We start from the raw sequence: 25,277 nt of genomic DNA on the forward strand, positions 1-25,277 counted from the left end.
GCCCCAGCAGAGGGCTTTTTTTATCTCGGGATCTTTTTCCAAGGGACCGCAGGAGAGCGTAGCGCGAAGCTTAAAGTGACATTCGCCCATAACAGGCACTTCTTTTTTTAAGCGCCAGTGGTCCCCCAATCGATAGCGACGAGGAATTCTATGGGTAGCAGTCTGTATCAGTTGGATGAGTTTAAGGACAACTGCGGTTTTGGTCTGATCGCTCATTTGCACGGTGTGGCAAGTCACAAATTAGTGCAGACGGCCATTGAATCCCTCACTTGCATGACCCACCGGGGTGGTATTGCCGCCGATGGTAAAACCGGTGATGGTTGCGGTCTTTTGCTGCAAAAGCCGGATGCTTTCCTCCGCGCAGAAGCCAAGACCCTGTTTGGTGCTGAGCTGACAGCAACCTACGCAGTGGGATCAATCATGCTCCCACTAGATCAAGCCGAAGCCGATAAAGCCCGCAAAATTATCGAAACTGAGTTGCAAGCTCAGGGCCTAAAGACCGTCGGCTGGCGCACCGTACCGACTAACCCGGAATGCCTGGGCCCTATTGCCCGGGATTGCCTGCCACACTTTGAGCAGTTGCTGATCAACAATGCAGACGAGCCCCTCGGCGAGGCGAAATTCAATGCCCGTCTCTATGTGGCCCGTCGCAAAGCCGAGTTGCGCTTAAGTAGCGAAGTCTATATCGCCAGCCTTTCAACCAGTGTCCTCTCCTACAAGGGTCTGATGATTCCGGCTGATCTGCCCAAGTTTTTCCCAGAACTGGCCGACCCGCGCCTGGAAACCGCGATCTGTGTTTTCCACCAGCGTTTCTCTACCAACACCATGCCCCGCTGGCCCCTGGCTCAGCCATTTCGCTTGCTGGCGCACAATGGTGAGATCAACACTATTACCGGCAACCGCAACTGGTCTGTTGCCCGCACCAGTAAATTTGCCACTGACCTGATTCCAGAGCTGAATGAGCTGGTGCCCCTGGTTAACCGCGAGGGTTCCGACTCCTCCAGCCTGGACAACATGCTGGAGATGCTGTTGGCGGGCGGCATGGAGCTGCACCGGGCCGTGCGCATGCTAGTGCCGCCGGCCTGGCAAAATGTTGAAGGAATGGATGCGGATCTGCGCGCCTTTTACGAATATATCTCCATGCATATGGAGCCCTGGGATGGGCCGGCTGGATTGGTGATGACCGACGGCCGCTACGCAGTGTGTACCCTGGACCGCAACGGCTTGCGCCCCTCGCGCTGGGTGATTACCAAGGATGACCTGATCACCGTGGCTTCTGAAGTTGGAGTGTACGACTATGCCCCTGAAGATGTTGTGGCTAAGGGCCGCCTTGGACCGGGGCAGATGCTGTCGGTAGACACCCAAGAGGGCAAGCTCTACCACACCGCTGACATCGATAATATGCTCAAGCGGGCACAGCCCTATAAGCGTTGGCTCAAGAATAAAGCACGCCGTATCCGCTCTACTTTGGTTACCGCGCCGGTGGACAACAACTTCTCCCACCAGCAATTCAAGGTCTACCAAAAGCTGTTCAGCTCCTCCCTGGAAGAGCGCGATAAAGTCGTCCGGCCCATGGCTGAAGCGGGCCAGGAAGCGGTCGGTTCAATGGGCGATGATACGCCGATGGCGGTTTTGTCCCGCTACAACCGCTCGCTCTACGACTACTTCCGCCAGCAGTTTGCCCAGGTAACCAACCCGCCAATTGACCCCCTGCGGGAAACCGTGGTGATGTCTCTGGAGACCTGCCTGGGTCGAGAGAAATCCGTATTTGAGGAAACCCCCGAGCACGCGGATCGGGTGATCCTGTCTTCGCCAGTACTTTCCCATATGAAGTACACGGCACTCTTATCCCTTGATCGCCCGGGCTTCGAAGCGGAGATCTTCGACCTGAACTACGACCCCGCTGAACAGGACCTCAAGTCGGCGATTGAACAGCTCTGCGCCAAAGTTGAGGCCTCAGTGCGGGCGGGGGCTGTGATTGTAGTACTGTCCGATCGCGATATTCGCGAGGGGCACTTGCCAATCGATGCACTGCTGGCGACGGGCGCGGTGCACCACCACCTGGTACATGCGGGCTTGCGCTGTGACTCCAATGTTGTGGTGGATACCGCCAGCGCCCGCGATGCACATCAGTTGGCCTGTTTGGTTGGTGTCGGTGCCACCGCAGTACACCCGTATTTCTCCTACAGCATTATCAATCACCTGATCGATACCGGTGAATTGCTGCTGGATGCCGCTGAGGCGCAGAAAAATTACCGCAACGGCATTATCAAGGGCCTGTTAAAGATCCTGTCCAAGATGGGCATTTCCACCGTTGCCTCTTATCGCGGCGCACTGCTGTTCGAGCTGGTGGGTATTTCCAAGGATGTGGTGGACCTGTGTTTCCCCGGAGCGCCCACTCGCATTGAAGGTGCCGGCTTCCCCGAGCTGCAAGCCGATATGGCAGCCCGCTCTGAAATTGCCTGGAAAGCCCGCAAACCTGTTTCCCCCGGCGGCCTACACAAGTTTGTCTACGGCCAGGAGTATCACGCTTTTAACCCGGATGTGGTGACTACCCTGCGGCGCGCTGCCAGCACCGGTGACTATGCCGCGTGGCGGGACTACGCGGAGCTGGTTAACCAGCGCCCGGTGGCGACATTGCGGGATATGCTGGACTTCAAGGAGAACATCGAACCGGTAGCTCTGGAAGATGTGGAGCCGGCAGAGCAGATTTTGCGTCGCTTTGATACGGCCGCCATGTCCCTGGGGGCCCTGTCCCCCGAAGCCCATGAATCCCTGGCCCAAGCGATGAATCGCCTGGGTGGGCGTTCAAACAGTGGCGAGGGCGGTGAAGATCCAGCCCGTTTTGGCACTGATAAAGTTTCCAAGATTAAGCAAATTGCCTCCGGTCGTTTTGGCGTAACACCGCACTACCTGGTAAATGCCGAGGTATTGCAAATTAAGGTAGCCCAGGGCGCCAAGCCCGGTGAAGGCGGTCAGCTGCCCGGTGGCAAGGTCAACGAACTGATCGCGCGACTGCGCTATTCGGTGCCCGGTGTGACCCTGATTTCCCCGCCGCCGCATCACGATATCTATTCCATCGAGGATTTGGCGCAGCTGATCTACGACCTCAAGCAGGTCAATCCCGATGCCTTGGTCTCGGTAAAACTGGTATCGCGGCCCGGGGTTGGCACCATTGCTGCGGGTGTTGCCAAAGCCTATGCGGATTTGATCACCATCTCCGGCTACGACGGCGGCACAGCGGCGAGCCCAATTACCTCGATTCGCTATGCCGGGTCGCCCTGGGAGCTGGGATTGGCGGAAACCCACCAGACCCTGCGCGCCAATGATCTGCGCGGCAAGGTTCGGGTACAAACCGATGGCGGTCTGAAAACCGGCCTCGATGTGATCAAGGCGGCAATTCTCGGTGCTGAGAGCTTTGGCTTTGGTACGGCACCCATGGTGGCGATCGGCTGTAAGTATCTGCGCATCTGTCACTTGAATAACTGTGCCACCGGTATCGCCACCCAGAAGAAAGACCTGCGTGACGAGCACTATATCGGCACCGCAGAAATGGCGATGAATTTCTTCCGTTTTGTCGCCGAGGAGACCCGCGAGTGGATGGCCAAGCTCGGGGTGCGCAGCCTGGAAGAGTTGGTGGGGCGTGTGGACTTGCTGCGCGTACTGGATGGTGAAACTGACAAGCAGAAAAAGCTGGATCTCGCGCCTCTATTACATACGGATGAGCTGTTGGACAGCAAGCCGCAAACCTGTCAGTCCGCGACGAATGATCCGTGGGATAAGGGCGAACTGGCGGAGCGGATGGTGGCGGATATCCTGCCTACCATCGAAGGCTTTAAAGGTGGCGAGTTCAGCTACGACGTGACCAACTGTGACCGATCCTTAGGTGCGCGTCTGTCTGGTGAGATCGCCAAGCGCTACGGTAACCAGGGCATGGTTGAAGCTCCGGTGAAACTGCGCCTCAAAGGGGTCGCCGGCCAGTCATTCGGCGTGTGGAATGCCGGTGGTCTGGAAATGTACCTGGATGGCGATGCCAACGACTATGTGGGTAAAGGTATGGCTGGCGGCAAGCTGGTTATACGACCGCCGCAAGGCAGCTCGTTCGCCTCCCAGGAAACCAGTATTGTCGGCAATACCTGTCTCTACGGCGCCACGGGTGGCAAGTTATTTGCGGCGGGCTGTGCCGGTGAGCGCTTCGCTGTGCGCAACTCCGGTGCCTTTGCGGTAGTCGAAGGGGCGGGAGATCACTGCTGTGAATATATGACCGGGGGTATGGTCGCGGTTCTCGGGCGCACCGGATTTAACTTCGGCGCCGGTATGACCGGTGGCTTCGCCTATGTCCTGGATATGGAGCGGGATTTCTTTGATCGCTGCAACCATGAGTTGATCGAGCTGCGCCGAATCAGCAGCGAAATTCTCGAGCCACACCAGAGTCACCTGCGCGAAGTTATCGAAGAGTATGCGGCGGAGACCCAGAGCACCTGGGGCGCCGAGTTATTGGATAACTTCGATGATTACTTGAGCCGTTTCTGGCTGGTTAAACCAAAGGCGGCGAGCCTTGCAGATCTTCTTTCCGACGTGCGCAAGCGCGGCGAATAAAGGCGGGGTGGAGAAACAGTATGAAAGACAGACTGAACAATGACTTCCAGTTTATCGACGTAAGTCGCATCGATCCGCCGAAGAAGGACATCATCACCCGCACCGGCGAGTTTGTTGAAATTTATGAGCCGTTCAGTGAGCGGCAGGTGGCCAGCCAGGCGCACCGCTGCCTGGATTGTGGCAACCCCTATTGCGAATGGAAGTGCCCGGTACACAACTACATTCCCAACTGGTTGAAGTTGATCAGCGAGGGCAATGTTATTGAGGCAGCCGAACTCTGCCACGAAACCAATACCCTGCCGGAAGTCTGTGGCCGGGTTTGTCCTCAGGACCGTCTCTGTGAGGGCGCATGTACCCTCAATGATGGCTTTGGTGCGGTCACCATCGGCAATGCGGAAAAGTACATTACTGATACAGCCTTCGCCCTGGGTTGGCGTCCAGACTTAAGTCATGTTGAGAAAACGGGCAAGCGAGTGGCGGTGATTGGTGCCGGCCCGGCGGGTCTGGGCTGCGCTGATATTTTGGTGCGCAACGGCGTGCAGCCGGTGGTGTTCGACAAGCACCCGGAAATTGGCGGCCTGATTACCTTTGGTATTCCCGAGTTCAAGCTGGAGAAGTCGGTAATGCAGCAGCGCCGGGAAGTGTTTACTGAGATGGGCGTTGAGTTCTGTCTCAATACTGAGGTGGGTAAGGACATCAGTTTTGAGCAGCTGCTCAATGACTACGATGCTGTCTTTATGGGGATGGGCACTTACAACTACATGAGAGGTGGCTTCCCCGGTGAAGATTTGCCCGGTGTTCACGATGCTTTGCCATTCCTGATTGCCAACGTAAATCGCAATATGGGCTGGGAGCGCGATGCTTCCGAATTTGTTTCGGTTGAGGGCAAGCGCGTGGTGGTTCTCGGTGGTGGTGATACCGCCATGGACTGTAACCGTAGCTCGATTCGATTGGGCGCTAAGAGCGTAACCTGTGCCTACCGCCGCGATGAGGAAAATATGCCTGGCTCGCGTCGGGAAGTGGCCAATGCAAAGGAAGAGGGCGTACAGTTCCTGTTCAATCGCCAGCCGGTTGAGATCGTTGGGGATGGCAAGGTGGCCGGGGTTAAAGTGGTCACTACGGAGCTCGGTGAGCCCGATGAAAACGGCCGCCGTCGCCCTCAGGTGGTGCCCGGTTCTGAAGAAATTATCCCGGCGGATATCGTTCTGGTGGCCTTTGGCTTCCGTCCCAGCCCGGCAGAGTGGTTTCCGCAGCACAATATTGAAGTTGCCGACTGGGGTGGTGTCGTCGCTCCAGAAAAACAAAAATACAAATTCCAGACCTCCAATGAGAAGGTTTTTGCCGGCGGCGATATGGTGCGCGGCTCGGACCTGGTAGTGACAGCTATCTGGGAAGGGCGCCAGGCCGGTGAAGGTATTCTCGATTACCTGGATATTTAGTCGTTTCTGATTTGCAGTGGGGGCAGGGTCCCTCACTGCCCAATTATTCCGTGCACATTTGTGCCAGTCCCAATAGGCACCTCGCAATATCTTTGCCACCCTGTGTATAGCGGCCAAGCCCCTGTACAATGCCCGTTTTTTTAGCCCGCTCGGTGTGCCTATGTCTGATACTAAACCGTCCGAATTGAAAAACGACCGCTTTCTTCGCGCCCTGCTGCGCCAGCCAGTGGATCGAACGCCTGTGTGGATGATGCGACAGGCGGGGCGCTACCTGCCGGAATATCGAGCCAGCCGCGCCGAAGCGGGCAGCTTTATGGATTTGTGCCGCAATACCGAACTGGCCTGTGAGGTAACGCTGCAACCCCTGGAGCGCTACCCGCTAGACGCCGCCATTCTGTTTTCCGATATCCTGACTATTCCCGATGCCATGGGCCTGGGCCTCTACTTCTCTGAAGGAGAGGGCCCGAAGTTCCACAAGCCCCTGCGCACGGCGGCCGATATCGAAGCCCTGGAAGTGGTGAACAGCGAAAAGGATTTGGACTATGTGATGAATGCCGTGTCCACCATCCGCCGCGAGTTGAATGGTCGCGTGCCGCTAATCGGCTTCTCCGGCAGCCCCTGGACGCTGGCGACTTATATGGTTGAAGGTGGCTCCAGCAAGGATTTTGCCCGCTGTAAGGAAATGCTTTACAACCGCCCTGAGCTGATGCACCAGTTACTCACGGTGCTGGCCGACTCTGTTACCGATTACCTGAACGCCCAGATTCGCGCTGGAGCCCAGGCCGTACAGATCTTTGATACCTGGGGCGGGGCACTCAGCCACAGTGCTTACCGTGAATTCTCCCTGAAATATATGCAGAGAATTCTCCAGGGGCTAATTAAAGAAGTCGACGGTCGTCGAGTGCCGGCCATCCTGTTCACTAAGGGAGGCGGTCAGTGGTTGGAAGCAATGGCTGATACTGGCGCTGACGCCCTGGGCTTGGATTGGACGACAGACATTGGCAGCGCCCGCGCCCGAGTGGGAGACAAGGTGGCCCTGCAAGGCAACTTGGACCCGGCTGTTCTCTATGCGAGTCCCGAACGAATTCGCACAGAAGTGGCGGCTGTTTTGAAGTCTTTTGGTCAGGGTAGTGGCCACGTTTTCAATTTAGGTCACGGAATTACCCCGAAGGTAGACCCCAAACATGCCGGAGCCATGATTGAAGCTGTGGTAGAACTGTCAGCCCAATATCACGCCTAAACTGGCCACTGATCTCTGAGTCTGTGAATACAGTCTCACTTTGGGCGGGTGAACCTTAATATCTCTCCATGATATAAAGGTGAGCTTGCCCAGAGGACCGAGGATCTTACGCCACGGGGTCTTTCTGGGCAGCGTTTTAGCGTTAACTACAGTTGTCGGCACCTTCCCCAGTGGCAATCGAACAAGCAAAAATTTCTGTCGGTGATTTACAGCGCGGCATGTTTGTCTCCAAGCTTGACCGGCCTTGGACGCGAACCCCATTTGCGCTGCAGGGTTTTTATATCCGCGATTTGGAAGAAATCCGTCAACTACAGAAATACTGCCGGTTTGTTTATGTCGATATCCACAAAACTGTCGGTAGTGCCGGTGTTACCCTGCGCCGATTGCTCGGAGGCAGCGACACTTCCGCAAGAGGTCGTTCTTCTGGCCGCACAGCGGTCACTATCCCTTGTAAGCCTGTCACTGTTTCCCATAAAAAATACCCCCCTCCGCAGCCGGCGCAGCGAGAAGCCAGTAATGCGCGTAAGCTTCACGGCCAGATCCTCTATGGTATGAGTGAAGTGATGGGGCTTGTCGCTAACAACAGGCCCATACCGGTACAGCAGGTCAACCAAGTCGTTGAGGATTTAGTAGAAAGTGTGCTGCGCAGTCCCGATGCGTTTGCCTGGCTGGCTCGTGTACGAGATAAGGATGAGCACACTTATAGTCACTCGGTACGTGCCAGTATTTGGGCGGTGCTATTCGGCCGCCATATCGGTCTTTCACGCAGTGATTTACTAAAGCTCGGGGTGGCTACTCTGCTGAAGGATGTAGGCAAGCTGGCTATCGACGGGGAAGTGCTGCAGATGAAGCAGCGCGATCCGCGCAGTGAATTGGAGTATCGAAAGTTTGTGCAGCACAGCGTCAAGATGCTGTCGGCAGACCCACAAATAGATCCGAAGGTTATCGAAGTCATTAGTGCCCACTGCGAGCGCCACGATGGTAGTGGTTACCCTGAGGGCTTGCGCGGTGACAGGATTTCAGTGTTGGCGCGCATGTGCGGAATAGTGACTTTCTATGATGAAGCCACTAACCCAAGAGGTTCCAGTGAGCCGGTAGCGCCATCCCGGGCAGTTGCCAAGTTGTATGACCTGCGGGGTATCGCCTACCAGGAACAGTTGGTAGTGGAGTTCATTCAGGCTATTGGCCTCTATCCCACGGGTACCCAGGTAGAGTTGTCCACCGGAGAAGTCGGCGTGGTGGTGGAACAGACCTACGACCGGCGCTTGCGACCAAAGGTAATGATCGTTCTCGATGGGCAAAAACAGACGCTCAGCAAGCCTCGCCTGTGTGACTTGGCTGAAGTTGAGGATCGAGAGCAGAAGCTTATCGAGCGTGGCAAGATGAGTGTCGAGGAAAAGATCAGTATCCTCAGGGATATAGAACCCGGAGCTTACCCCCAGGTGGATGCGGCGAATATTCGCGACAATTATTTATTCCGCGGTGGCCGACTGGGGCAGCTGCTGACGCGCCTGACAAAATAAGCTCCCTTTTTCAGAGGTGGCAGTTAAAACTGCCGCCTCTCCTTATTAATATCAGTCCTTGCCGGATAACAAATTACCGAAATGCTCACCCATGCGCACGGGCGACTCGGCTTCAAGCTGGTCGAGCCAGCTCACCTGGTCTGCGCCAAATAGCATAATGACGGTAGAGCCCAGCTTAAAGCGTCCCATCTCTTCACCTTTCTCCAAGTGGATGGGTGCCTTATTCAGATAATCCGTGCTGATAACCTTTCGCTGGATAGGAGCGACTTGTCCGGCCCATACGGTTTCGATACCGGCGACAATCATTGCGCCCACCAGGATCATTGCCATAGGGCCGGCTTCCGTATCGAATACGCAGACCAGACGCTCGTTGCGCGCGAACAGGCGCGGCACGTTTTCTGCAGTTACCGTATTTACAGAGAAGAGTTGTCCGGGCACATAGGTCATGCTGCGCAGGGTGCCGGCCATGGGCATATGCACACGGTGATAATCCTTCGGTGACAGATACACAGTAGCGAAGTGTCCGTCATTAAATTGCGCCGCTACCTTGGGATCACCGCCCACCAGTTCAACCAGGCTGTAGTCGTGACCTTTAGCCTGGAAAATACGGCCGTTATGGATCTGGCCCAGCTGGCTGATGGCGCCGTCGGCAGGGCTGGCGAGGGCGTGTTGCCCTTCGACAATGGGGCGGGCTCCGTCCACCAGTTCGCGGGTAAAGAATTCATTGAAGGTGCGGTAGGCAGTGCAGTCGCTCTCTTTGGCCTCCTGCATATCTACACCGTACTTATCCACAAACCAGCGGGTGAAAGGATCTTTGATCCACTTGAGTTCTGTATTCGCCAACCAGCCGGCAGCGCGGGAGAGTGCGTGTTGCGGCGTTAGGTATTGCAGGGCGGCAAAAAGTTTAGGGTTCATAAATCTACGTCTTTTCTCAATGTATCTACTGCTGTACCGGCGTATTGGGCAAATTGCCCCACTCACTCCAGGAGCCTGGATAAGCGCGAATATCCAATCCCAGGGACTTGCCCACTAACCAGGTAAAAGCGGAGCGGTGATGGCTCTGGCAGTGGGTGACAATTTTGTGTGAGCTATCAATTCCCAGTGCAGCGAGGAATTCGCGGGCATCCGCACGAATACGCAAGTCTTTTTGCGGGTCCATCAATTGGGTCCACTCGCAATTGATTGCTCCCGGGATATGACCGCCCTTCATGGCCAGGACCCGCTCACCGCGATATTCCTGGGGTGAGCGAGCATCCCAAACAAGGAACTCATCATTGCCCAGTTGATCTTGGATTTGCTGGGCGTCCATCGCAGCTGTGCTGTTGACGGTGATTTGAATATCACTCGGCTCGATATCCGGTGCCTCGGTAGTGAGAGGAAGGCCGGCGCCTCGCCAGGCCAACATGCCACCATTCAAGTAGCTGTAATTGCGGTGGCCTATCATTTCCAAGGTCCACAAAAAGCGCCCAGCCCAACCACCGCCTTCGTCGTCACAGGCGACCACATGTTGTTCCGGCTTCAAGCCGATAGCTTGAAACACCTGGGTCAGCTGTTCGATGCCGGGCAGTTTGCCCGGTGCGGGCGCGGTGCCAGCCATCAGCGCCTGGAACGGCAGATGAATAGCACCTGGAATATGGCCGTTGAGGTAATTGTGGGGTGAGCTGAGGTCTACAATCAGCAGTTCTTCGCGCTCAAGCTGAGTCGCGAGCTCTTCCGCTTCGATGATCAGTTTCAAAACTTGTTCTCCGATTCCAGGCTGTTGCGCAAATGCAGAAAACTATTCATGCGACGCTCGCTAATTTTTCCATCGGTCAGTGCCTTCTGGATAGCGCAACCGGGTTCGCCCTGGTGGCGGCAGTCGCGAAAGCGGCAGTGCCCGATAAATGGTCGGAATTCGACAAAACCTTCCAGTAGAGCGGCCTCCTCCATATGCCAGAGTCCAAACTCGCGAATCCCGGGGGAGTCTATCAGATCACCCCCACTGGACAGGTGAAACAGTTCCGCCGCAGTGGTGGTGTGAGTCCCCTTTTGGGTTGCCTCTGATAGAGCACCGGTGCGGGCGCCGGCACTGGGAAGCAGTGCGTTGACCAGGGATGACTTGCCCACCCCGGACTGCCCTACAAAAACGCTACATCCCTGCGCAAGGGTTTCCAGCAGCTCCGGCAGGCCCTCGCCAGTTTTGGTAGATAACCGTAAAACCGGGTAGCCGAGCTCCGGGTAGGGGGCAAGTAGCTCCTCCAGTGAATCGCGATTACGCTCATCAATCAGGTCGGTTTTGTTGAGCAGCAGCATGGGTGCTATGCCGGTGGTCTCTGCGGCTACCAGGTAGCGGTCTATGGCATTGGCAAAAGGTTCGGGGTAAGGGGCGATAACGATCAATATGCGATCGATATTGGCTGCAACAGTTTTCAGGTCGCCGTAGCGATCGGGTCTTTGCAGCTCGGAATTGCGCGGCAGGCGCGCGCCGATAACACCAATGCCCCCATCGCTGTCTTCGCTGGCAGGGTGCCAGGCAACGCGATCGCCGGTCACCAGGGTTTCGATATTGGCGCGCAAATGGCAGCGCTGGCGCAGGCTCGGATCACTCTCGCTCTCCACTAAAACCTGTGTGCCATAGTTGGCGATAACCAGGCCGATCTGTTCCTGCTCCAGTTGCCCCTCTTCCAGGGCCTCTTCGGCAGATTGCTCACGCTTGCGGGCGCGGGCTTCACGTTCCTGCTGGATTTTGTTGATACGCCACTGTTGGCGGCGATTTAATTTGCGTTTACTCATGCACTAGCACCTGGAGACTAGCGGCGGATTATAGCTATTGCAGGGTAGTTGCGGTAACTTGCGCGGAAAGTTTGAGGAGACCCGTTGTGGATCAGAACAACCTGATCTGGATTGACCTGGAGATGACAGGCCTGAATCCGGACAAAGAGCGCATTATTGAAATTGCCACAGTCGTGACGGATTCACGCCTGGAGATTCTCGCCGAGGGTCCCTCAATGGTCATTCACCAGAGCGATGCCTTGCTAGATGCAATGGATGAATGGAATACCGAACAGCACGGTGGTTCCGGGCTGGTAGCTCGGGTCAAAGAATCCAGTATTTCCGAAAGGGACGCGGAGAGGGAAACCCTGGAGTTCTTGCGACAGTGGGTCCCTGAGGGAGCATCTCCCATGTGTGGCAACTCTATCGGCCAGGATCGCCGGTTCCTGGTGAAATATATGCCGGAGTTGGAGTCCTATTTCCACTATCGCAACTTGGATGTCAGCTCGGTGAAGGAATTGGCTCGTCGCTGGCGCCCGGAGGTTTTGGGTGGAGTTAAAAAACACAGCAGCCATTTGGCGCTCGACGATATCCGCGATTCTATTGAGGAATTGCGCCACTACCGCGAGACTTTTTTCCGCCTCTGACCCCCACTCCCGATTAGCCAGCGGGCTTGCGTTTGATTTTACGCTTGCGCCTGCGCCCGCTGCGCAACCGCTCCAGCGCCCAATCGATATGCTCCAGAACCAGGGGCGTGGCGCCGGCGCGCGCACTCTCCAGGGTATTGATGACTTCGGGCGTGGCCTCCCCATTGCCTAAGGCAACAGCCAGGTTGCGCAGCCAGCGCTCGTGGCCGATTCGGCGAATGGCCGAACCCTCAGTCTTGCGCAGGAACTCCTCTTCGCTCCAGGTAAACAACTTCAGTAGCTCACCATTGTCCAGTCCGTGTCGGGGATGAAAATCTTTTTCCTTGGTGGGCTTGGCGAATTTATTCCAGGGGCACACTATCTGGCAGTCGTCACAGCCGTATATTCGGTTGCCGATGGGCTCGCGAAATTCCTCAGGGATTGGGCCTTTGTTTTCAATAGTGAGGTAGGAGATGCAGCGCCGCGCATCCAGGGTGCGGTCATCGATGAAGGCATCGGTAGGGCAAACCCTGAGGCAGGCGACACAGTCGCCACACTGATCATGCTCCTCGCTGATATCTATGGGGAGTGGCAAGTTGGTGTAGATTTCGCCGAGGAAAAAGTAAGAGCCGGCGGTCGAATTCAGTACCAGAGTATTTTTACCAATCCAGCCCAGGCCGGCCTTGGCTGCCAGGGCCTTCTCCATTACCGGGGCGCTGTCGGTAAAAGCCCGACCTTTCGATTCAATGCCCCGCTCGGCGCAATAGGTATCAATTTGCTTTGATAGATTGGCCAGGCGTTTGCGGATCAACTTGTGGTAATCGCGGCCATTCGCATAGCGGGATACATAGGCCTTACTCGAATCCTTCAACACTTTAATCGGCTGGGTGTCCGGCGGCAGGTAGTCCAGACGCACGCTGATTACCCGCAGTGTTCTCGGCTCCAATAATTCGGGGCGCCAGCGTTTCTCACCGTGAGCGCCCATCCAGTCCATATCAGCGTGATAGCCCGCATCAATCCAGGCGCGCAGGCGTTCCCCTTCCTCCTCCAGCTGGCAATCGGTAATACCCACTTGTTGGAAGCCCAGTTCTCTGCCCCAAATTTTGATCTGTTGGGCTAAGTCGGCGAGCAGTGATTCGGTCATAGATAAAGCGGCTCGATATTCCCTGCAAGCACAATGCCTGGCCGGGGCGGTATACTTTGCGGTTGGCGCAAACGATGGCGATGTAATTGCCTATTTTGCCACAGATGAATTCTTGACCACATCGCGGGAGCTGCATGGACACGCCTCAACCTCTATACAGTGCCGAGTCGGTACGTGAGCTGGATCGACAGACGATTGCTGCACTGGAAATCCTCTCCATTCAACTGATGAAGCGCGCCGGTCGCGCGGCTTTTTCACATCTACGCAGGCACTGGCCGGAGATCGGCCGCCTCCAGGTTTTCTGCGGTGGTGGGAACAACGGTGGGGATGGCTATGTGATTGCCGCCCTCGCCGCGCAAAAGAAAATTCCGGTCTCCGTCTATGCGTGTACCGATCCTCAGCACCTGAGTGGCGATGCCCGGGAGGCCTATGAGTACGCCTGCAGGGAAGGTGTCCAGGTGGTGAACTCTCTCGCAGAACTGGATACGGCGGATGCCAATACACTGATTGTGGATGCATTGCTGGGAACGGGCTTTAGCGGTGAGCTGCGCTCCGGCGTGGCGCATGCGGTTGAGCGAATCCGCAAAAGCCCTGGCCCGGTGTTGGCTGTGGATATCCCCTCCGGTCTGAGTGCCGATACCGGCAGTGCCGGCGAGGCGGTCAGTGCCGATATAACGGTGACTTTTATCGGCCGCAAAATGGGGCTCTACTGCGGTCGCGGCCCGGCGCTCTGCGGAGAGGTAATTTTCGAAGGCTTGGGGGCACCTGAGGCTGCCTACCGAGCAGTTGAGCCTTTGGCTATGCGTTACGAGGCTGATGCCATCCGTCGCCTGCCAGCGCGTGCCGCCGATAGCTTTAAAAACCAGTTTGGCCATATTTTGGTTGTCGGCGGTGATACCGGATTTGGCGGTGCTGCATTGATGGCTGCGCAATCCTCAGCGCGCTGTGGAGCCGGGCTGATTTCCCTGGCGACCCGCCCTGAGCATTTGTCCGCAGCGTTAACTCGCAGTCCAGAAGTGATGGCCCATCCGGTGATTTCCGGGCAGGAGCTGGAACCGCTGCTCGAAGGCCCCAGCGTAATTGCAGTGGGCCCCGGTTTGGGACGCTCCCCCTGGAGTGAGCAGCTGCTGGCGCGAGCCGGCCGAGCTGAGGCGCCCTTGGTCGTAGATGCCGATGCATTGAATATTCTCGCCGAGGGCCGGGTTCTGGCCGGGGTCCGGCGGGATGACTGGGTGTTGACCCCACATGTGGGGGAGGCCGCCCGCCTCCTGGGTTGTGATACCGCCGAGGTGCTCGCCGATCCGCGCGCAGCTGCTATTGCAGTTCAGCAAAAATTCAGTGGCGTGGTGATATTAAAAGGCGCCGGCACCCTGATTGCACATGATGGTGGTGTTGACCTGATCAACAGCGGTAACCCGGGCATGGCTTCCGGTGGTATGGGAGACCTCCTCACCGGTATTGTTGCAGCATTGATTGGCCAGCACTTGCCGCTGGTGGAGGCTGCCCGACTGGCGGTGTGGTTACACGGAGAGGCGGGTAATCGCGCTGCCGAAGAGGGTATGCGGGGATTACTCGCTACGGACTTATTGCCCTGGATTAGACGTTTGGTAGATTGATGGCGAGTGAATTGAAATTACATTTGGCTGATGAAGCAGCCACCGTATCCGGCGGAAACTTGCTCGGGCAGGCCTGTCTCGCGGCGGGCCTGCAACAGGGGCTGACGCTGTATTTAAATGGCCAGCTGGGTGCGGGAAAGACAACTTTCTGTCGGGGGGTACTGAGGGCCTTTGGGCACGAGGGTGCGGTAAAGAGCCCCACTTACACCCTGGTGGAACCCTACGAACTCGAGGCTCACCGGGTTTACCACTTCGACCTCTATCGTCTGGGTGACCCGGAAGAGTTGGAGTTTATGGGGGTGCGGGATTATTTCTCTGCGCAGAGTTTGAGTCTTGTAGAGTGGCCCGAGCGGGGCGAGGGCATATTGCCCGCTCCAGACTTGGAAGTTGAGTTGGAAGTGCCGGAAAGTGGTCGCCAGCTCAGGTTAATTGCGCACTCGCCCCAGGGTGAGCGCGTAATTAACCTGCTGCAAAAGCTGCTGCGAGCATCCTGAAAACGCCTGAACACAGGGAAATACTGATACTAATAAGCAAAGGGGCTGGGAAGTAATGAGTTTTATGTGGCGGTCTCTGTTAGTTGTCGCGTTGTGGCTGGCAGTTTTCCTGCCAGCTTCTGCGACGCAAGTGGAAGGTGTGCGCGTCTGGCGAGCACCCGACCATACGCGTCTGGTTTTTGATTTGAGCGGCCCGGCAGAGCACAAGTTATTCACCCTCAAGAGTCCCCACCGGGTGGTTGTCGACCTCTCTGATACCGAGTTGAAGGCCGAGCTGGACAAGTTGGACCTGGACAAGACGCCGATCGCCCGGGTGCGCCACGCCCGTCAGAATAAAAAAGATCTACGGGTTGTATTGGACCTTAAGCAGCAGGCCAATCCGCGCAGCTTTGCTTTGCGGCGCCATGAAAACCTGCCGGATCGATTGGTGATCGATCTTTACGACGAGGTTAAAGGCAGCGAGAAGACGCTGGAGCAGGTCAGTAGTGAACGCAATATCATTGTCGCTATTGATGCAGGGCACGGCGGGGAAGACCCCGGGGCTTCCGGTCCCGGTCGCTTGCGGGAAAAGGATGTGGTGCTGGCGATTGCCAAACAGCTGCACAAAAAGATAAACGGTGAGAAGGGCTTTACCGCCAAACTGGTGCGCACCGGGGATTACTATATTCCTCTGCGGGAACGGGTAAAAATTGGGCGCAATATGCGTGCGGACCTTTTTGTGTCGATCCACGCCGATGCCTTTACCCGTAAAGATGCCCGTGGCGCTGGGGTCTATGCGGTCTCTTCCCGAGGCGCAACCAGTGAAACCGCCCGCTTTTTGGCCGCGCGGGAAAACGAATCCGATCTTATCGGTGGTGCCGGCAGTTTGAGCCTGGGCGATAAGGATGACACCCTTGCCGGCGTATTGCTCGACCTCTCCATGACTGCCACCATGAATGCCAGCCTGGATATCGGCGCCAGTGTGCTGTCACAGATTGGCACCGTCACTCACCTGCATAAAAAACAGGTGGAGCAGGCCAATTTCTCGGTGCTGCGTTCGCCGGATGTGCCTTCAATTTTGGTGGAGACGGGTTTTATTACTAATCCCCAGGAAGCGAAACGCCTGCGCGATCCCAGTTTCCAGCGCAAGCTGGCGCAAAAGCTCAGTGACGGTATAGTGGCGCACTTTAAGAGTCGCCCCCCGGCGGATACCTGGCTCGCCGCCAACCAGAGCGATAAGTCTCGCAACCACGTTATCGCCCGCGGGGAGACCCTTTCGGGTATCGCGGCGCGATATAATATTTCCGTCGCCGCCCTGATGAGAGCGAATGGCATCAAGAACTCCGTGATTCGAGTGGGGCAGACCCTGAGCATTCCTTCCGGCTGAGACCTCAGTGTCGAGCGGTCCTTGCAGCATTAACAGGCCAGATTCATGCACGATAAAATCCAGCAACTCTCTCCCCGCCTTGCCAACCAGATCGCGGCTGGTGAAGTCGTTGAGCGCCCGGCATCAGTAATCAAGGAGTTGCTGGAAAACAGCCTTGATGCGGGCGCTACACGACTTGAGGTCGATGTGGACGGCGGGGGTAGCAAGCGCATGAAAGTGCGCGATAACGGCAAGGGCATAGAGCGGGAAGACCTGCCAATGGCCCTGGCCCGCCATGCGACTTCCAAGATTCACGCTTTGGAGGATCTGGAGGCGGTGGCCACCCTGGGCTTTCGCGGTGAGGCCCTCGCCAGTATTTCCTCGGTGGCGCGTCTGGCATTGACCAGCAGCCGCGATGAAAGCGGCAAGGGGTGGCAGGTAAGTGCGGAGGGCCGCGACATGCAGGCACAGCTCGCGCCCTCGGCTCACCCCCGTGGCACCACGGTGGATGTGCGCGACCTGTTCTTCAATACGCCCGCTCGGCGGAAATTCCTGCGCACAGAAAAAACAGAATTCAATCGCATTGACGAGACGATTAAGCGCTTGGCGCTGTCCCGATTTGATGTATCTATCAGCCTGCGCCACAACGGCAAGGGTGTGCATAATCTGCGCGCGGGCACCGGGCGGGTGGAAATGGAGCGCCGTGTCGCCCAGGTGTGTGGGCCGGCGTTTATGCAGAATGCGCTGCATATCGACGTGGAGCGCAGCGGCCTGCGCCTGTGGGGGTGGGTTGCGGAGCCCGCATTCTCGCGCTCCCAGGCCGACTTACAATTCTTTTATGTCAATGGCCGGGCTATTCGCGACAAAGTGGTCAGCCACGCGGTGCGCCGGGCGTTCGCCGATGTTTTGTATCACGGTCGACATCCGGCATTTGTACTTTACCTGGAGCTGGACCCGGCTTCCGTCGATGTGAATGTGCACCCGACCAAACACGAAGTGCGTTTTCGCGATAGTCGCCTGGTACACGACTTCCTGTTTGGCAGTTTGCATCGGGCCCTGGCGGATGTGCGCCCGGGGCAGAAAGAGGAAACAGAAAGCGAGCCGGAGCAGGAACGCCAGGAACAGGTCACGGGTTTGCAGGCCGGTGAATTTGCCGGGCAGCATAAAATGCCACTCAGCAATCGCCCCTCGCCCTCAAATTTGCGCGAGCAGATGAATGCTTACGGCGCTCTGCACCAACCGTATGAGGACTCATCTCCGGCGACACAACAGCTGCAGGATGCCCCTAGCAGCCGGCCAGTGTCTGTGCCCCAAGCGTCTTCCGGGGCGACCATAGGGGCCGGTGCGAGCATTGAAAGCGAATCAGAAGTGCCGCCGCTGGGCTTTGCCCTGGCGCAGTTGCACGGAATCTATATTCTCGCGCAAAACGAGCACGGGATGGTTGTTGTCGATATGCACGCTGCCCATGAGCGCATTGTCTATGAGCAGATGAAAGTGGCTTATGCGGCCGGTGGAATCCAGGCTCAGCCCCTTCTGGTTCCTGTAAGCCTGGCCGTCAGCCAGCGGGAAGCGGACTGCTTCGAGGAGCGCAGCGAGGTGTTTACCGCGCTTGGTTTCGTATTGCAGCGGGCCGGCCCGGAGACTTTGCTGGTGCGCCAGGTACCCACAATGCTACACGGCGCGGAAGTGGAACAGCTGGTGCGCGATGTACTCTCAGACCTGCTCGGCGAAGGCGACAGCGCCCGTATTGATGAGCGTATCAACGAAGTGCTGGGGACAATGGCTTGTCACGGTTCTGTTCGCGCAAATCGACGCCTGACAATCCCGGAAATGAATGCTCTGTTGCGGGACATGGAACGCACGGAGCGCAGTGGCCAGTGTAACCACGGTCGCCCGACCTGGACCCAGGTTAAACTGGCAGATATGGATAAGTGGTTTATGCGCGGCCAATAGGTACGCGGCAGAAGTGGGTGGTAGTTTGAATAACAGCTTGCCGGGTGATAAGCCCCGTGTAATTTTCTTGATGGGTCCAACGGCCTCCGGCAAAACGGATCTGGCCATGGCGCTCGCCGATCGTTTGCCCGTGGAATTAATCAGTGTTGATTCCGCTCTCGTATATCGAGGCCTTGATATCGGCTCGGCCAAGCCCTCAGTAGAAGAGCTAGCAGCATACCCTCACCGTTTGATCGATATCTGTGACCCGTCTGAGTCCTATTCGGCAGGTCGTTTCCGCAAAGATGCGCTGGAAGCTATGGCAGAAATTAGCGCTGCTGGTAAAGTGCCATTACTGGTTGGCGGAACTATGTTGTATTTCCGTGCTCTGTTGGAAGGCATGGCAAAATTGCCTGAGGCGGACGCAGCGGTGAGAGCAGAAATAGAAGCTCGCGCAGAGCGTGAAGGGTGGCCCGCATTGCATGCAGAGCTGGCCCAGGTGGACCCGCAGTTGGCGGCAGAGCTACATCCCAACCATTCGGTGCGTATCGAAAGGGGGCTGGAAGTTTACCGCCTCACCGGTGTTCCGCTTTCGCAGTTGCGTCGCGAGCAGGAAGCTGGGGGAATACAGGAGCAGTACCAGGTGTGCCAGATGGCCATTATGCCCCGCGATCGCTCCCTGCTTCACCAGCGCATCGAACTGCGTTTTCGCAAGATGCTAGCGGCGGGCTTTATTGATGAAGTCAAGGGTCTGCTGGACCGAGGAGACCTGCACGAGGACTTACCGGCAATTCGCGCGGTGGGATATCGACAAGTTTGGCAACACTTGCAAGGCCAAACCGATTACGATGATATGGTGGCCGCTGGAATTGCGGCGACGAGGCAGCTTGCCAAGCGCCAGTTAACCTGGCTGCGGCGCTGGCCAGACCTGCTAACTTTGTACACTCAGGATGAGCAAGGTGGGGTGCGTGAGAATGACGAAATATTGGCTGAAGCCTTGAAATTTCTCGCTTAAGCATCCATAACGTGGTTGGGCTATTAAACGACAAGCCCGTTCAGTCAGTTTTCACAGAGTCCGGCCTTTTCCGGCTCGCTACTACACTACTTATACGCGTATTCAACCTCAGTCGTTTTTTGATCCGCGCTCTTCGCGGGTGCGATTGCGGCCTGCATACCGCATTCAGCTTTTTGACAAGGAGAAAAAAGATGTCAAAAGGGCACAGCTTACAAGACCCTTACCTCAACGTATTGCGCAAAGAGCGTATTCCGGTTTCTATCTATCTGGTAAACGGCATCAAGCTCCAAGGGCAAATTGAATCCTTCGACCAGTTCGTGGTGTTACTCAAAAATACTGTGAGCCAAATGGTGTATAAGCACGCCATTTCTACGGTTGTTCCGTCGCGTGCAGTGCGCGTACCGCTATTGAATCCCGCAGCCCAGCACGGCGGCGAGGGTAATGGTGAAGGCGGTGAGCGCGAATCCTTTAGCTAAAAGATCCGTATCAATTTCACCTGCACCCCGTTTTGCCGGGGCGCCAGCAGCTCGGTGAGCCCCTTGCAGGGCTTGCCGGTTGTCACCTCAGTCAGGGCTTATCGCGCCCTTTTCGCAATAGAGAATTCCCATTGTTTTTCGATCGACCGGAATCCGGTGAGCTCGCAGTACTGGTACACCTAGAACTCTCCGCCATCGACAGTCCCGACGACCCTCGTGAATTTGAGGAGTTGGCCCTATCTGCCGGAGCAGATCCTGTCAGTTTTATTTTCGGCCAGCGCGCCACTCCAGACCCAAAGACCTTTGTTGGCCGAGGTAAGTTGGAGGAGATTCGCCAGGTGGTCAAAGATCAGGAAGCCGCCTTGGTTATCTTTGATCACATCCTGTCTCCGAGTCAGGAGCGCAATATTGAGCGCGAATTAAAGTGCCGGGTGCTGGATCGCACAGGACTTATTCTGGATATTTTTGCCCAGCGTGCGCGAACTCACGAGGGTAAGCTTCAGGTGGAATTGGCCCAGCTGCGCCATATGGCAACGCGGCTGGTGCGAGGTTGGACCCACCTGGAGAGGCAAAAGGGTGGTATCGGCTTGCGTGGGCCCGGAGAAACCCAGTTGGAGACAGACCGGCGATTGCTGCGCGCGCGCATAGACTCCATCGAGAAGCGGCTGGAAAAGGTACGCCGCCAGCGGGAGCAGGGGCGCCGCGCGCGTTCCCGGGCAGAAATGGCCACCGTATCTCTGGTTGGCTACACCAATGCGGGCAAGTCGACCCTGTTTAATCGCCTGACCGATGCAGATGTCTATGTCAGGGACCAATTGTTTGCCACCCTCGACCCGACCATGCGCAGGGTTGAATTACCCAATGTTGGCGCCATGGTATTGGCTGATACGGTGGGATTTGTCTCTCACTTGCCGCATAAACTGGTAGAGGCATTCCGGGCAACCCTGGAAGAAGCCGCCAGTGCGACGTTGCTTCTACATGTGGTGGACGCTGCGGCAGATGATCGGTTACACCTGATGGAAGAGGTGCAAACGGTTCTGGAGGAAATTGATGCTTCAGAACTGCCGCAACTGGTGGTTTATAACAAAATTGACCTGCTGGCAGATTTTGAACCGCGTATAGACCGGGATGATCAGGGTGTACCCCGGGCAGTTTGGCTCTCTGCGGTAACAGGCGCGGGTTGTGAACTTTTAATTGAGGCTATTGCCGAGCGCCTGGGCGAGCAAATGGTGCGCGGGCAACTGGTAGTGAAGCCTCATCAGTCCAGACTGCGAGCGCAGCTATTTGAAATTAATGCGGTACAGTCGGAAGTCTATCGCGACAATGGTGACTGCGAATTGCAAATATTATTGCCGCGTAGTGATTTCCAGCGTCTGCTGGCGCCACATATTGCTGGCAATGACGCGCCGGAATGGGTTTTGGAAGAACCCATTGCTGAGTAGTTGTCGTATAAACATTGATTTTAAAATTCAGGTCATATTGCGACCTTTAGTCGAATTTGTTCGGGGTTGGTCTCCGCAGACTGCCCGCTTGCCTCAGGCTAGGGCCTGTCGGCAATATTTTGTCGGCAATGGATGCTAGAATCCGCCGAAGTAAAAGATTAAGTGATCATAGTTGGAGTAAGTTAAATGGCCTGGAATGAGCCGGGTGGTAACAATAAAGACCCCTGGGGTGGTGGCGGTAACCGCAATAACGGAGGCCCGCCCGATCTCGATGAACTACTGCGAAAAATTCAGCAGAAACTAGGTGGCCTGTTTGGTGGTGGTGGCAGCGGCAGCCCAAGTGGCGACTCTGTCAAATTTCCCTGGGTACTGGTTATTGGTCTCGCCGTATTGATTTATGGCGGCCTGGGGATTTACCAGGTCAACGCCAACGAACAGGCGGTTGTTTTGCGCCTGGGCAAATACCACTCCACGGAATCTGCTGGCCTGCACTGGAATCCGCCGCTTATCGATAACGTCACCAAGGTCAATATGACTGAGGTGCGTACCGAGCGCACTACCGGTCAGATGCTGACCGAAGACGCCAATATCGTAGAAGTGGTACTCACTGTGCAGTGGCAGGTTGGGGATGCTGAGTCTTTTGTACTGCGTGTTCGCGATCCGGTGAAGAGCTTGCAGGAAGCCACCGACAGCGCCCTTCGTCACGTGGTGGGCTCTCTCACTTTAAACGGTGTGATTTCCCAGAACCGGACCCAAGTATCTGCCGATACGCAGGAACGATTACAGGAATATCTGGACCTGTACCAGACCGGTATACGCATTGATGTGGTTAACCTGACTGATGCTAAGGCGCCGCGCGAAGTGCAGGATGCGTTTGACGATGTAACCAAAGCCCGTGAGGACGAGGTGCGTCTGCAAAATGAAGCTCAGGCTGATGCTAACCAGATAATCCCGGTTGCCCGCGGTCAGGCTCAGCGCATTATCGAAGAGGCCGAGGCATACAAAGCCCGCGTCATCGAGAGTGCCCGAGGTGAAGCTGTGCGCTTTGAGAAACTGCTGGCTGAATATGAGCGTGCCCCGGAAGTTACCCGCGAGCGTCTCTACCTGGATGCGGTACAGGACGTGATGGCCAACACCTCCAAGGTGATGGTGGATGTCGAGGGCGGCAATAACATGATGTACCTGCCACTAGATAAATTGGCACAAGGCGGCGCTGGAGCAGCGCGAGCAGCCCAAAGCCAGGACACCTCGCCTGTAATGATTGAGGAAGTCTATCAGCGTGTTATTGAGCGCCTTCGTCGGGATGACGCCAGCACCCGTCGCAGTCAGACTATTCGCTAGGAGGGGATGATATGAATAACAAAACACTGGGTATCATTGTTGTCATCCTGGTTGGAGTACTGGTACTTTCTTCCAGCGCCTTTGTAGTGAAAGAGACTGAAAAAGCCGTGTTACTGCGCTTTGGTGAGCTGGTGCGCACCTACACCGAGCCGGGTCTCTACTTCAAAATCCCTTTTGCGGAAAGGTTGCGCAAGTTTGATGCGCGTATTCAGACGGTGGATTCCAGCCCCGTTCGTATGCTCAACAGTGAAAACAAATTCATGATGGTTGATTCGTATGCCAAATATCGAATCTCTGATGTGGATAAGTTTTATATCGCCACTCGTGGTGACGATCGCAATGCGGTGCGCCTGCTGTCGGAGCGGATCAATGATCAGCTCCGGAACGAGTTTGGTGTGCGCGATCTGCATGAGGTAGTCAGTGGCGAGCGCGATGAGTTGATGGCGGAGATCACCAAGAACCTGAATAAGGTGGCTCAGGATGACCTGGGAGTGCATGTGATTGATGTGCGCGTCAAGCGGATTGACCTGCCACCAGAAGTCTCCGAGTCTGTGTTCCAGCGTATGCGCGCTGGCCGTGAGCTGGAGGCGCGGGATCATCGCGCCAAGGGTCAGGAGGCCAGTGAGCGTATCAAGGCTAATGCCAATCGCCAAAGAGTGGTGATTGAGTCTGAGGCCTACCGCCAGGCGGAAGAGTTACGCGGTGCGGGTGATGCAGAGGCGGCAGCTATTTACGCTGCGGCCTACAGCAAGAATCCGGAGTTTTACCGCTTTACCCGCAGTCTGCAGGCTTATAAGGAGTCCTTCCGGAGCAAGTCAGATATGCTGCTGGTCGATCCAGATAGCGAATTCTTCCGCTACCTGAAAGACCCGAAAGGAGAGTAGGGCTGAAAATGCTGTGTAGCACTGGGCAACTGGTGCTATAGGCGCCGGGTTAGATTCGATAACCCTACCTTCCTGTTAGCACTTGATGCTAAAATCACGCAAACCGGGCCCAGCCCGGTTTTTTTGTGGGAAGTGCTGCGGCTCGTTTGTGGCAAGCGCTGTGGCACCGCAATTTCTTCGCTGACGAATTCATTTCATCATGACTCAAGCCGATCGCTGGATGTTACCGGATGGCATTGCAGAAATTCTGCCTGCGGATGCCGTGCAATTGGAGACTCTGCGCCGCCAACTACTGGACCTCTACCACTGTTGGGGGTACGAGTTGGTGATACCGCCGATGTTGGAATTCACCGAGTCCCTCCTGATTGGGATGGGCCATGATGTAGATCTGAGCACCTTTAAGGTCACCGACCAGATATCTGGTCGCACTTTGGGTATACGCGCGGATATGACTCCGCAGACTGCCCGGATCGATGCCCACAGCTTTCCCCGCAGAGGCGCTAACCGCCTCTGCTATGCCGGTCAGGTGGTGTACACCAAGCCGCGAACCCCGATGGGTTCGCGAGCGCCGATACAGGTTGGTGCCGAACTGTTTGGTGTGGACAACCTCGGTGCAGACCTCGAGGTGATCTCGCTGATGCTGCAAAGCCTTCAGGTAGCGGGTGTCAGCCAAGTGCACCTGGACCTGGGCCACGTCGCGATTTACCAGAATCTGGTTGAAGCGGCGGGCCTCAATGACGAGCAGCGCAGCGCCCTGTTGGCAATGTTACAGAGCAAGGCGACTGCTGATCTGTGCGAGTGGGTCGAGGAGAATGTTGGCGACCAGAAGGCTGCCGAGTGGCTGAAGGCACTCCCGGGGCTGGTTGGGGGACGGGAATGCCTGGATAAGGCTCGTGAACTCTTTTCTGGAGCCCCGCAAAATTTGTTGGCGGCAGTCTCCGATTTGAGGCAGGTAGCTGAGGCTCTGAATGAGCGTTATCCAGAGGTGACACTGTTCTTCGATTTGAGTGAAGTACGCGGCTACGACTATGAAACAGGTCTGGTATTCGCCGCCTACACACCGGGCCACGGCCAGGCATTGGCCAACGGTGGACGCTACAACGGTATCGGAGCCGTGTTTGGGCGCGATCGCCCAGCAACAGGCTTCAGTAGTGACCTGGTGGCATTGAGTAATCTGGGCAGCGCCGCCGTTGAAGAGGGCGCTGCGATACTGGCGCCAGATGTCAGAGGCTCCCAGGGCGCTGAACTGTGGAAGGCGATTCACGAGCTCCGGGCTCAAGGCGAAGTGGTCATCACAGCTCTCGCTGGTGGTGCCGATAGTGAACTGGATTCCCGCTGTGACCGCGAGTTGGTTGCTGAGGGTGATTCGTGGGTAGTAAAACCACGAGACTGATTTTTCGGGCGCAGTGG

The 25,277-nt window shown here is 56.4% G+C and carries 19 protein-coding genes; 15 read left to right on the forward strand and 4 right to left on the reverse strand.

Going from position 1 to position 25,277, the window contains the following annotated elements:
- Positions 1-150 precede the first annotated feature (150 nt).
- The 4 genes from gltB to ACJJIY_RS06495 all read left to right on the forward strand — a co-directional run bounded on the left by gltB (position 151) and on the right by ACJJIY_RS06495 (position 8,801).
- Entirely contained in the window at positions 151-4,599 is a 4,449-nt protein-coding gene (gene gltB, locus ACJJIY_RS06480) for a glutamate synthase large subunit (protein ID WP_445359312.1), read from the forward strand.
- A 20-nt stretch (positions 4,600-4,619) separates the two neighbouring features.
- The gene (locus ACJJIY_RS06485; RefSeq protein ID WP_282930294.1) at positions 4,620-6,038 is read left to right on the forward strand and encodes a glutamate synthase small subunit GltD family protein; all 1,419 of its coding nucleotides are present in this window, start codon (positions 4,620-4,622) and stop codon (positions 6,036-6,038) included.
- A gap of 160 nt (positions 6,039-6,198) precedes the next feature.
- Entirely contained in the window at positions 6,199-7,278 is a 1,080-nt protein-coding gene (gene hemE / locus ACJJIY_RS06490; RefSeq protein ID WP_108731435.1) for a uroporphyrinogen decarboxylase, read from the forward strand.
- A gap of 170 nt (positions 7,279-7,448) precedes the next feature.
- Positions 7,449-8,801 (forward strand): cyclic di-GMP phosphodiesterase, encoded by a 1,353-nt coding sequence (locus tag ACJJIY_RS06495; protein ID WP_445359313.1) that lies wholly within the window; start codon positions 7,449-7,451, stop codon positions 8,799-8,801.
- A gap of 51 nt (positions 8,802-8,852) precedes the next feature.
- On the opposite strand, the gene asd is transcribed toward ACJJIY_RS06495, so the two are convergent.
- From asd to rsgA, 3 genes are read right to left on the reverse strand one after another with little or no spacing between them, the layout of a single operon-like run.
- The gene (gene asd, locus ACJJIY_RS06500; RefSeq protein WP_445359314.1) at positions 8,853-9,716 is read right to left on the reverse strand and encodes an archaetidylserine decarboxylase; all 864 of its coding nucleotides are present in this window, start codon (positions 9,714-9,716) and stop codon (positions 8,853-8,855) included.
- 25 nt (positions 9,717-9,741) lie between these two features.
- Positions 9,742-10,536: a sulfurtransferase gene (locus ACJJIY_RS06505; RefSeq protein ID WP_445359315.1), complete on the reverse strand. Its 795-nt coding sequence runs from the start codon at positions 10,534-10,536 to the stop codon at positions 9,742-9,744.
- A complete protein-coding gene (gene rsgA / locus ACJJIY_RS06510; RefSeq protein WP_444914967.1) occupies positions 10,533-11,573 on the reverse strand; it encodes a small ribosomal subunit biogenesis GTPase RsgA in 1,041 nt (346 codons plus the stop codon). Before rsgA ends, ACJJIY_RS06505 begins: the two co-directional genes overlap by 4 nt.
- Before the next feature lie 86 nt (positions 11,574-11,659).
- On the opposite strand from rsgA, the gene orn reads away from it, so the two are divergent.
- Positions 11,660-12,199: an oligoribonuclease gene (gene orn, locus ACJJIY_RS06515; RefSeq protein ID WP_444914966.1), complete on the forward strand. Its 540-nt coding sequence runs from the start codon at positions 11,660-11,662 to the stop codon at positions 12,197-12,199.
- A 13-nt stretch (positions 12,200-12,212) separates the two neighbouring features.
- On the opposite strand, the gene queG is transcribed toward orn, so the two are convergent.
- Complete coding sequence (gene queG / locus ACJJIY_RS06520) at positions 12,213-13,322, reverse strand: tRNA epoxyqueuosine(34) reductase QueG (RefSeq protein ID WP_445359316.1); 1,110 nt, start codon at positions 13,320-13,322, stop codon at positions 12,213-12,215.
- A 134-nt stretch (positions 13,323-13,456) separates the two neighbouring features.
- Between queG and ACJJIY_RS06525 the strand changes: the two genes are divergently transcribed.
- The 10 genes from ACJJIY_RS06525 (at position 13,457) to ACJJIY_RS06570 (ending at position 25,260) form a co-directional block, all read left to right on the forward strand.
- A complete protein-coding gene (locus ACJJIY_RS06525) occupies positions 13,457-14,938 on the forward strand; it encodes an NAD(P)H-hydrate dehydratase (RefSeq protein WP_445359317.1) in 1,482 nt (493 codons plus the stop codon).
- A complete protein-coding gene (gene tsaE / locus ACJJIY_RS06530) occupies positions 14,938-15,432 on the forward strand; it encodes a tRNA (adenosine(37)-N6)-threonylcarbamoyltransferase complex ATPase subunit type 1 TsaE (protein ID WP_445359318.1) in 495 nt (164 codons plus the stop codon). The genes ACJJIY_RS06525 and tsaE overlap by 1 nt, the downstream gene beginning before the upstream one ends.
- 55 nt (positions 15,433-15,487) lie before the next feature.
- Positions 15,488-16,798 (forward strand): N-acetylmuramoyl-L-alanine amidase, encoded by a 1,311-nt coding sequence (locus ACJJIY_RS06535; protein WP_108731444.1) that lies wholly within the window; start codon positions 15,488-15,490, stop codon positions 16,796-16,798.
- 45 nt (positions 16,799-16,843) lie between these two features.
- Positions 16,844-18,730: a DNA mismatch repair endonuclease MutL gene (mutL, locus tag ACJJIY_RS06540; protein ID WP_445359319.1), complete on the forward strand. Its 1,887-nt coding sequence runs from the start codon at positions 16,844-16,846 to the stop codon at positions 18,728-18,730.
- 70 nt (positions 18,731-18,800) lie between these two features.
- Positions 18,801-19,724, forward strand: a complete 924-nt coding sequence (gene miaA / locus ACJJIY_RS06545; protein ID WP_444935152.1) for a tRNA (adenosine(37)-N6)-dimethylallyltransferase MiaA — start codon at positions 18,801-18,803, stop codon at positions 19,722-19,724.
- 191 nt (positions 19,725-19,915) lie between these two features.
- Complete coding sequence (gene hfq, locus ACJJIY_RS06550) at positions 19,916-20,200, forward strand: RNA chaperone Hfq (RefSeq protein ID WP_020413623.1); 285 nt, start codon at positions 19,916-19,918, stop codon at positions 20,198-20,200.
- Positions 20,201-20,331: 131 nt separating this feature from the next.
- Complete coding sequence (gene hflX / locus ACJJIY_RS06555) at positions 20,332-21,642, forward strand: ribosome rescue GTPase HflX (RefSeq protein ID WP_413664097.1); 1,311 nt, start codon at positions 20,332-20,334, stop codon at positions 21,640-21,642.
- A 186-nt stretch (positions 21,643-21,828) separates the two neighbouring features.
- Positions 21,829-22,983 carry an FtsH protease activity modulator HflK gene (gene hflK, locus ACJJIY_RS06560; RefSeq protein WP_282930282.1) on the forward strand — a complete coding sequence of 385 codons (1,155 nt, stop codon included), beginning with the start codon at positions 21,829-21,831 and terminating at the stop codon, positions 22,981-22,983.
- Positions 22,984-22,994: 11 nt separating this feature from the next.
- On the forward strand, positions 22,995-23,867 hold the full coding sequence (gene hflC, locus ACJJIY_RS06565) for a protease modulator HflC (RefSeq protein WP_282930281.1): 873 nt from the start codon (positions 22,995-22,997) through the stop codon (positions 23,865-23,867).
- Positions 23,868-24,066: 199 nt separating this feature from the next.
- Positions 24,067-25,260 (forward strand): ATP phosphoribosyltransferase regulatory subunit, encoded by a 1,194-nt coding sequence (locus ACJJIY_RS06570; protein ID WP_445359320.1) that lies wholly within the window; start codon positions 24,067-24,069, stop codon positions 25,258-25,260.
- Positions 25,261-25,277 lie beyond the last annotated feature (17 nt).

The sequence above is a fragment of the Microbulbifer maximicatervae (SeqCode) genome (assembly GCF_052468155.1).

What these genes read in the sequence shown, in the direction of transcription:
- queG (WP_445359316.1), bottom strand. Translation starts at nt 13,322, where the DNA reads ATGACCGAATCACTGCTCGCCGACTTAGCCCAACAGATCAAAATTTGG.
- asd (WP_445359314.1), bottom strand. Translation starts at nt 9,716, where the DNA reads ATGAACCCTAAACTTTTTGCCGCCCTGCAATACCTAACGCCGCAACAC.
- tsaE (WP_445359318.1), top strand. Translation starts at nt 14,938, where the DNA reads ATGGCGAGTGAATTGAAATTACATTTGGCTGATGAAGCAGCCACCGTA.
- ACJJIY_RS06485 (WP_282930294.1), top strand. Translation starts at nt 4,620, where the DNA reads ATGAAAGACAGACTGAACAATGACTTCCAGTTTATCGACGTAAGTCGC.
- rsgA (WP_444914967.1), bottom strand. Translation starts at nt 11,573, where the DNA reads ATGAGTAAACGCAAATTAAATCGCCGCCAACAGTGGCGTATCAACAAA.
- hemE (WP_108731435.1), top strand. Translation starts at nt 6,199, where the DNA reads ATGTCTGATACTAAACCGTCCGAATTGAAAAACGACCGCTTTCTTCGC.
- hfq (WP_020413623.1), top strand. Translation starts at nt 19,916, where the DNA reads ATGTCAAAAGGGCACAGCTTACAAGACCCTTACCTCAACGTATTGCGC.
- hflC (WP_282930281.1), top strand. Translation starts at nt 22,995, where the DNA reads ATGAATAACAAAACACTGGGTATCATTGTTGTCATCCTGGTTGGAGTA.
- hflK (WP_282930282.1), top strand. Translation starts at nt 21,829, where the DNA reads ATGGCCTGGAATGAGCCGGGTGGTAACAATAAAGACCCCTGGGGTGGT.
- gltB (WP_445359312.1), top strand. Translation starts at nt 151, where the DNA reads ATGGGTAGCAGTCTGTATCAGTTGGATGAGTTTAAGGACAACTGCGGT.
- miaA (WP_444935152.1), top strand. Translation starts at nt 18,801, where the DNA reads ATGGGTCCAACGGCCTCCGGCAAAACGGATCTGGCCATGGCGCTCGCC.
- mutL (WP_445359319.1), top strand. Translation starts at nt 16,844, where the DNA reads ATGCACGATAAAATCCAGCAACTCTCTCCCCGCCTTGCCAACCAGATC.
- ACJJIY_RS06570 (WP_445359320.1), top strand. Translation starts at nt 24,067, where the DNA reads ATGACTCAAGCCGATCGCTGGATGTTACCGGATGGCATTGCAGAAATT.
- ACJJIY_RS06535 (WP_108731444.1), top strand. Translation starts at nt 15,488, where the DNA reads ATGAGTTTTATGTGGCGGTCTCTGTTAGTTGTCGCGTTGTGGCTGGCA.
- ACJJIY_RS06525 (WP_445359317.1), top strand. Translation starts at nt 13,457, where the DNA reads ATGGACACGCCTCAACCTCTATACAGTGCCGAGTCGGTACGTGAGCTG.